Below are 6518 nucleotides of genomic sequence, written 5' to 3' on the forward strand. Positions count from 1 at the left end.
CGCCCGCTGTGTGCGCGAGGTGGTCGAATTCGTCGATGCCGGAGGGTGGGATCAGCCGCCCCAGATGTTCGCACTCGTCCCGACCGAACTGCTCGCGGCCGCCGAACCGAGCCTGCTCGACCAACTCGCCGACGGCGCGGAATTGACCCCGGTGGAACAGGATCCGTTCCCCGACGACATCGACGGCGGGTCGCGCGCACTCGACGAGTTCCTCGCCACCACCAGCTGGCCGGAGTCCGTGGTGGGGTGCGCCCTCGTTCAGGAGATCGTCGTTCTACCGCCCGAGGCGGAGTCCGACCTCGACGACGCGCTCGTCCCCCTGCTGTCCGATCGAGACGCCGCCGACGACGCGGCGCGGGCCGCGGCCGAGTCGCATCCCGACCGCCAGTCCGCCCGGTTGATCGCCGCCGTGCTGCGCGACGGACCGTCGTTGTGTCTGATGCAGTTGCGCCCCGACGAGGACGCCGACCCGTACGCCGGCATCGAACTGCTCACCTACGAGGATCTGGCACCGAATCTCATCAGCGCGTTGTACGCCACCCTCGACGCGACCGAGGAGGACTGACCGCTCAGCAGTGCGGCGCGTCGGCTCCGGCATCGATCGCCTCGAGCGCGTCGACGGCTCCGCCGAGGTTCTCGACCTTCACCAGCCGGAGCCCGTCGGGCGCACCCTGGCGTGCCTCGTCGCAGTTCTTCGCCGGCACGAGGAACGTCTCGGCGCCCGCCTCCTCCGCGGCGATCAGCTTGTACTTGATGCCGCCGATGGGACCGACGTCGCCGTCGGAGTCGATCGTGCCGGTGCCGGCGACGAACTTGCCGCCGTTGAGTTCGCCCGGGCTGAGTTTGTCGATCACGGCGAGGGTGAACATGAGCCCCGCCGAGGGGCCGCCCACGTCGGCGAGGTTGAAGTCGATCGTGAACGGGACGTCCGGGATCTCCTCGGGAGTGATCCCCAGGTAGCCCTTGGACTCGTCGTCCGGGCGTGCGCCGAGCACTACCCGCACCGTCGTCTCGGCGCCGTCGCGCCGGATCACGATCGGCACCTCCGTCTTCGGGGGCACATCGGCCACCGCCTCCTGCACACCACCGACAGTGGACACCGGCTTTCCGTCGACACTCACCAGCACGTCGCCCTCGCGCAGCAGTCCCTGGGAAGGGCCGTCCTCACCGACCTTGGCGATCCGCAGGTCCACCGGCTTGCCCAGGAAGTGGAGTGCCGCGAGTTCGGCGCTGTCCTCCGACTGCTGGAAGTCGGCGTCGTTCTCCTGTTTGACCTCGTCCTTCGACTTGTCCGGCGGGTACACCTCTTCGCGGGGGACGATGCCCTGACGCCCACTGGCCCACAATCCGAACGCTTCGAACACGTTGAGCCCGTCGCGCACGGCGACCGTCGTCATGTTGAGGTGGCCGGTGGTGTCGTCGACCTCCGTCCCCTCGATGGCGACGACTTCCTCACCACCCACTTCGCCGAGTGTGTTGAACGTGGGTCCCGGCCCGAGGGCCACGTACGGCACCGTGATCACCGTGCCGAGAATTCCGAGTACCACGATCGGGGCCAGCGCAGCCAGAAGCGTCACGATCCGTCGATTCACCTGGACCAGCGTAGAGCGCGAACCCTCGGACACGGCTGTCGGCCGTCCCGCGTGTTCGCCGTCAGCGTGACGAGGTGGACAGCCACGGAACCACGCGCCTTGTACCGTTGAGTCATGAGCAATCCGCCCTTCGGCTTCTCCAAACCCGACGACGATCCCGATCGTGACAAGAACACGGGGGATCAGAACGGGCCCGACCGCGACAAGAACGCGGGCGGTTCCGACGACTTCGGTTTCGGGGCGGGTGGTTTTCCCGCCGGGGGCTTCGACCCGGCCTCCCTCGGCCAGATGCTGACCCAGTTCGGCCAGATGCTGAGCGGGATGGGCACGTCGATGGGCTCCGGTGAGCAGACCGGCCCGGTCAACTACGAGATCGCGAAGAAACTCGCGCGCCAGCAGATGGGGTCCGTCGCTCCCATCACCCAGGGCAACTCCGAGGCGATCGCCGATGCCTCACGGCTCGCGGAACTGTGGCTCGATGCCGCGACGACGCTGCCCGCCGGCGCAACGAAGACCGTCGCGTGGACGCCCAACGACTGGCTCGACAACACCCTCGACACCTGGAAGCGGCTGTGCGACCCCGTCGCGGAGAAGGTGTCCGGCATGTGGGTGCAGGGGCTGCCCGAGGAAGCGCAGCAGATGGCCGGCCCGATGATCGGCATGATGAGCCAGATGGGTGGCCTCGCGTTCGGCTCCCAGCTCGGCCAGGCTCTGGGCCAGTTGTCGAAGGAGGTGCTCACCTCCACCGACATCGGCCTCCCCCTCGGCCCGGCGGGCACGGGCGCACTGCTTCCCGCCGCGGTGGAGCGGTTCAGCAAGGGGCTCGAACAGCCCGACCGCGAGATCCTCGTCTTCCTCGCCGCGCGGGAGGCCGCCTACCAGCGCCTGTACAGCCACGTTCCGTGGCTGCGTCAGCGTCTCCTCGCCACCGTCGAGGAATACGCCCGCGGCATCACGATGGACTTCTCGGCCATCGAGGACATGGCGAAGGGACTCGACCCGTCCGCGCTGACCGATCCGTCGCAGCTCGAGAACATCCTGCAGCAGGGCGCGTTCGAACCGCAGACCACACCCGAGCAGAAGCAGGCCCTCGAGCGACTCGAGACGCTGCTCGCCCTCATCGAGGGGTGGGTCGAGGTCGTCGTCGCGTCGGCGCTGAACGACCGACTCCCCGGCGTCGCGGCCCTCAGCGAGACGCTGCGCCGCAGGCGTGCGACCGGCGGACCCGCCGAGCAGACGTTCGCGACGCTCGTCGGACTCGAACTGCGTCCCCGCAAGGTCCGGGAGGCCGCGCAGTTGTGGACTCGCCTGACGTCCGAGTCGACCGTCGATGCCCGTGACGGTGTGTGGGCCCACCCCGACCTGTTGCCCGACTCGTCCGATCTCGACAGCCCGGATGCGTTCGTCGAACGTGTGCTCGGCGGCGGCGACGGCGGCGACTTCGACAATCCGATGGCGCAGCTGGAGGCAACCGAGGCGCGCGAGCGGGCCGAGGAAGCCGAACGCGACAAGTCCGGCAAGGACGACGAGTCCGAGTCCTGACCTCCTGATCCCACCAATCTTGCGATAGCGGGAAGTCCACAGGTCGAGGCATGTTTCGGCCTGTGGACAACCCGCGTTTTCGGCGCTGACGCCCGGTCGTGGCCTGCGATCCTCAGCGGGTGACCATCCAGCCCACACCCCACGTCGGTGTCACCCTCGATCCCCGGATCGCCGTACTCGTCCGCCCCGACGGGCGGGTGCAGTTCGGCTGGGATCCCGAGCGCGCGCTCGTACTCGCCCCGCCGCCCGGGGTCCGGACCGAGCAACTCCTGGCCGTCGTCCGACTGCTCGACGGCAAGAACTCGCGGCCGCACATCCTGTGGACCGCCGTCGGATACGGCCTGGCGCCCACGGACGTGTCGAAACTGCTCGGCGACCTCGACCGGGCCGGTCTGATCGATGTCGCAGGCACGTCCCCGCCGCGGACACGATCCCGATTCGCGTGCACGGGCGCGGCCCGCTGTCGGATGCGGTGTCGGCCGGGCTCACGGACGGCGGCATCCGGGTCTCCCGCTCCTTCCGCTATTCCGCCGACAGCGACGTCCGGCGATGGAACGCCCTGTGCGTCGTACTCGCGGACGATCTGGTGGCGGAACCGCGGCTCGTCGCGGATCTGGTCCAGAACGGGATACCGCACCTGCAGGTCCGGCTGCGTGACGGCCGCGGTGTGGTCGGCCCACTGGTGCTCCCGGGCCACACCAGTTGCCTGCGGTGCGCCGACCTCCTCCGCGCCGCGTACGACGAGGACTGGCCGCACCTGTCCGCTCAGCTCCTCGGGACGGTCGGGCACGCGAGCCCCGCCGTGATCATGGCCACGGCAGCAGTCGCCCTCGGCCAGCTCGAGGCCGTCTTGGCTGCTCCGCGAGGCGCGCCGCCCAGCAGCCTCGACGCGACGCTCGAGATCGATCTCGGCGCGCACCGGCTGGTGACCCGGCGCTGGCCACGGCAGGCGAGCTGCAGCTGCACGTATCTGGCACCCGCCGTGGGCGAATCGAACCGGCTTCGGTCATGATGCATGATGGTGGGGTGTCCGACATCCCCCGCAGGAGTTCCGCCCGCACCGCCAAGCTCGCGAGCATCCCGTTGGGGATCGCGGGGCGTGCCGCGATGGGCTTCGGCCGGAAGCTGACCGGCGGTGACAAGGACGAGATCGACGCCCAGCTRAGCGCGAAGGCCGCCGAGCAATTGTTCGCGGTCCTCGGCGAACTCAAGGGCGGTGCCATGAAACTGGGGCAGGCGCTCAGCGTCATGGAGGCGGCGATCCCCGAAGAGTTCGCGGAACCCTACCGTGAATCGCTGAACAAGCTGCAGGCGCAGGCGCCTCCCCTGCCCGCGCGGGCAGTCCACAGAATGCTCGACCAACAGCTCGGCACCAAGTGGCGTGACCGGTTCCAGTCGTTCGACGACACCCCGACCGCATCGGCCAGCATCGGCCAGGTACACCGCGCGGTGTGGGCCGACGGTCGCGACGTGGCCGTCAAGGTTCAGTACCCCGGCGCCGACGAGGCGCTGCGCGCCGACCTGAAGACGCTCGGCCGATTCGCGGGACTGTTCGCCTCGGTCATGCCCGGCGTCGACGTGCGCCCGGTCATCGACGAGTTCACGGCCCGCACCGAGGAAGAACTCGACTACCGGATCGAGGCGAACAATCAGCGCCGCTTCGCCAAGGTATACGACGGGGATCCGCAGTTCGCGATTCCGCACGTGGTCGCCAGTGCCCCCAAGGTCGTGGTCACCGAGTGGATGTCGGCGAAGCCGCTGTCGGCCATCATCGCCGACGGCACCCCCGAGGAACGCAACACCGCGGGTGCACTGCTCGCGGAGTTCCACTTCGCCTCCCCCACCCGCGTCGGCCTGCTCCACTGCGACCCGCATCCGGGTAACTTCATGCTGCACAGCGACGGCCGCCTCGGTGTCATCGATTTCGGTGCCGCGGCACCGTTTCCGCACGGTCTTCCCCCAGTACTCGGGTCCATGGTCCGGCTGGCGCTCCACGAGCAGTTCGACGAACTGACGGAGCTGCTGCACGCCAACGGATTCGTTCTGCCCGGCCGGACGGTCACCGACAAGGAGATCGCGGACTACCTGCGTCCCGTCACCGACCCGATCCGCACCGAATCGTTCCACTTCACCCGCGCCTGGCTGCAGAAGGCCGCGGGTTCCGCGACCGACTTCAACAGTGCACAGTTCCGGACGGCCCGGGCACTGAATCTGCCGGCGGAGTACCTGATGATCTTCCGGGTTCTCGTCGGCTCGGTGGGAATCTGCGCTCAGCTGGACGCGTACGCGCCGTACATGGAGATCCTCACCCGGTGGCTCCCCGGCTTCGCCGAGCCTGCCCCCGAGGACGAAGACACCGTCTGACCCCGAAAACACAGAACGGGCGTTCGCCCGGACCACTCGTGTGAGTCCACCCCACACGCCCCACGGCTCACCCCGATCGAGGGCCGCGTCGAGGCAGCGGGAGCGGATCGGGCAGGACGCGCACAGCGCCTTCGCCTGTTCCAGCTCGGTGGGAGAATCCGCAAACCACAGGTCGGGATCATCGACCCGGCACGGCAGGTCACCACGTGCGGACACTATCTGAACAAATCCGCTTGTGGCGGTTGAGGTTTCGGATACCCCTCGGCATGTCACGGTAGACACGTCCTTCTCCTCTGCTCTCATTGCGACGGTCAATCTCTTCGGTTCGATGAAGTGGGTGCGAACCAGAGCCGAGGCTGCGAGCGGGAAAGGTGCTCGAACTACAAAGGCCACGGTCCGCGATGCGGGTCCGTGGCCTTGGAAAGACGGTGGGAGTTGATCTACCGAGGAATTCCTCGACAACTCCGATACACGGACTCGACTGCTGCTGCGGGACGACGACGGGCTGCCGACCAGACAATCGCCGGTGCCGTTTCCGCCGCGTTCATGCCGAACAGCGCGGAGGCAGCAGCGACTGCCGTCTCATGTGCTTGGAACTTCGTCATTTCACTGCCACCTCCATTTCTTCTCGATCCGATGTGAACCACACGGGTCTCCCCGCGCACTGAAACCACAGTAGGCAATTCTCCAGAACCGCACAACCTATTTTTGACCTGCAGTGATGCGCGCTACTCCCGCACCGCGTGGGAGTCGTTCAGGGACTACCGCTTCCCTTGATCACACCGAGGACGTCCTCGCCGAACTGCTCGAGCTTCTTCGCACCGATCCCGGGGATCGCGACGAGCCCGCGATCGTCCTGCGGCCGCTGCTCGGCRAGAGCCGTCAACGTGTTGTCGCTGAACACCACGTACGCCGGRACCTTCAGCTCCCGCGACTTCTCGAGCCGCCACGACCGCAGCGATTCGAGCAGTTCCACGTCGACATTGGACGGGCACCCCTCGCAGCGACCGAGCATGGTCG

5 protein-coding genes and 2 pseudogenes are annotated in these 6518 nt (G+C 68.0%); 4 read left to right on the forward strand and 3 right to left on the reverse strand.

The genetic code is table 11. The annotated features are described in order from the left end of the window. Positions 1-565, forward strand: a 565-nt coding sequence (locus AC1D1G_RS40845) for a PPA1309 family protein (protein ID WP_477956458.1), incomplete at its 5' end; no start/stop codon positions are given. Positions 566-569: 4 nt separating this feature from the next. Here the strand turns inward: AC1D1G_RS40845 and AC1D1G_RS40850 are convergent. After that, positions 570-1592: a YlbL family protein gene (locus AC1D1G_RS40850; RefSeq protein ID WP_280781667.1), complete on the reverse strand. Its 1023-nt coding sequence runs from the start codon at positions 1590-1592 to the stop codon at positions 570-572. A gap of 114 nt (positions 1593-1706) precedes the next feature. On the opposite strand from AC1D1G_RS40850, the gene AC1D1G_RS40855 reads away from it, so the two are divergent. The 3 genes and pseudogenes from AC1D1G_RS40855 to AC1D1G_RS40865 all read left to right on the forward strand — a co-directional run bounded on the left by AC1D1G_RS40855 (position 1707) and on the right by AC1D1G_RS40865 (position 5498). Beyond that, positions 1707-3134, forward strand: coding sequence for a zinc-dependent metalloprotease (locus AC1D1G_RS40855; RefSeq protein ID WP_283354542.1), 1428 nt, complete (start codon positions 1707-1709; stop codon positions 3132-3134). 119 nt (positions 3135-3253) lie between these two features. Beyond that, a pseudogene (locus AC1D1G_RS40860) lies at positions 3254-4146 on the forward strand (hypothetical protein). Further along, on the forward strand, positions 4143-5498 hold the full coding sequence (locus tag AC1D1G_RS40865) for an ABC1 kinase family protein (RefSeq protein WP_280781664.1): 1356 nt from the start codon (positions 4143-4145) through the stop codon (positions 5496-5498). Before AC1D1G_RS40860 ends, AC1D1G_RS40865 begins: the two are co-directional and overlap by 4 nt. A gap of 39 nt (positions 5499-5537) precedes the next feature. Here the strand turns inward: AC1D1G_RS40865 and AC1D1G_RS40870 are convergent. Further along, positions 5538-5801 (reverse strand): annotated as a pseudogene (locus AC1D1G_RS40870) (WhiB family transcriptional regulator); the annotation flags it as partial. A 451-nt stretch (positions 5802-6252) separates the two neighbouring features. Next, positions 6253-6518: HRDC domain-containing protein (locus AC1D1G_RS40875; protein ID WP_477956459.1), on the reverse strand; the 266-nt coding region annotated here is incomplete at its 5' end.

The sequence above is a fragment of the Rhodococcus sp. P3_B8 genome, from assembly GCF_056402775.1.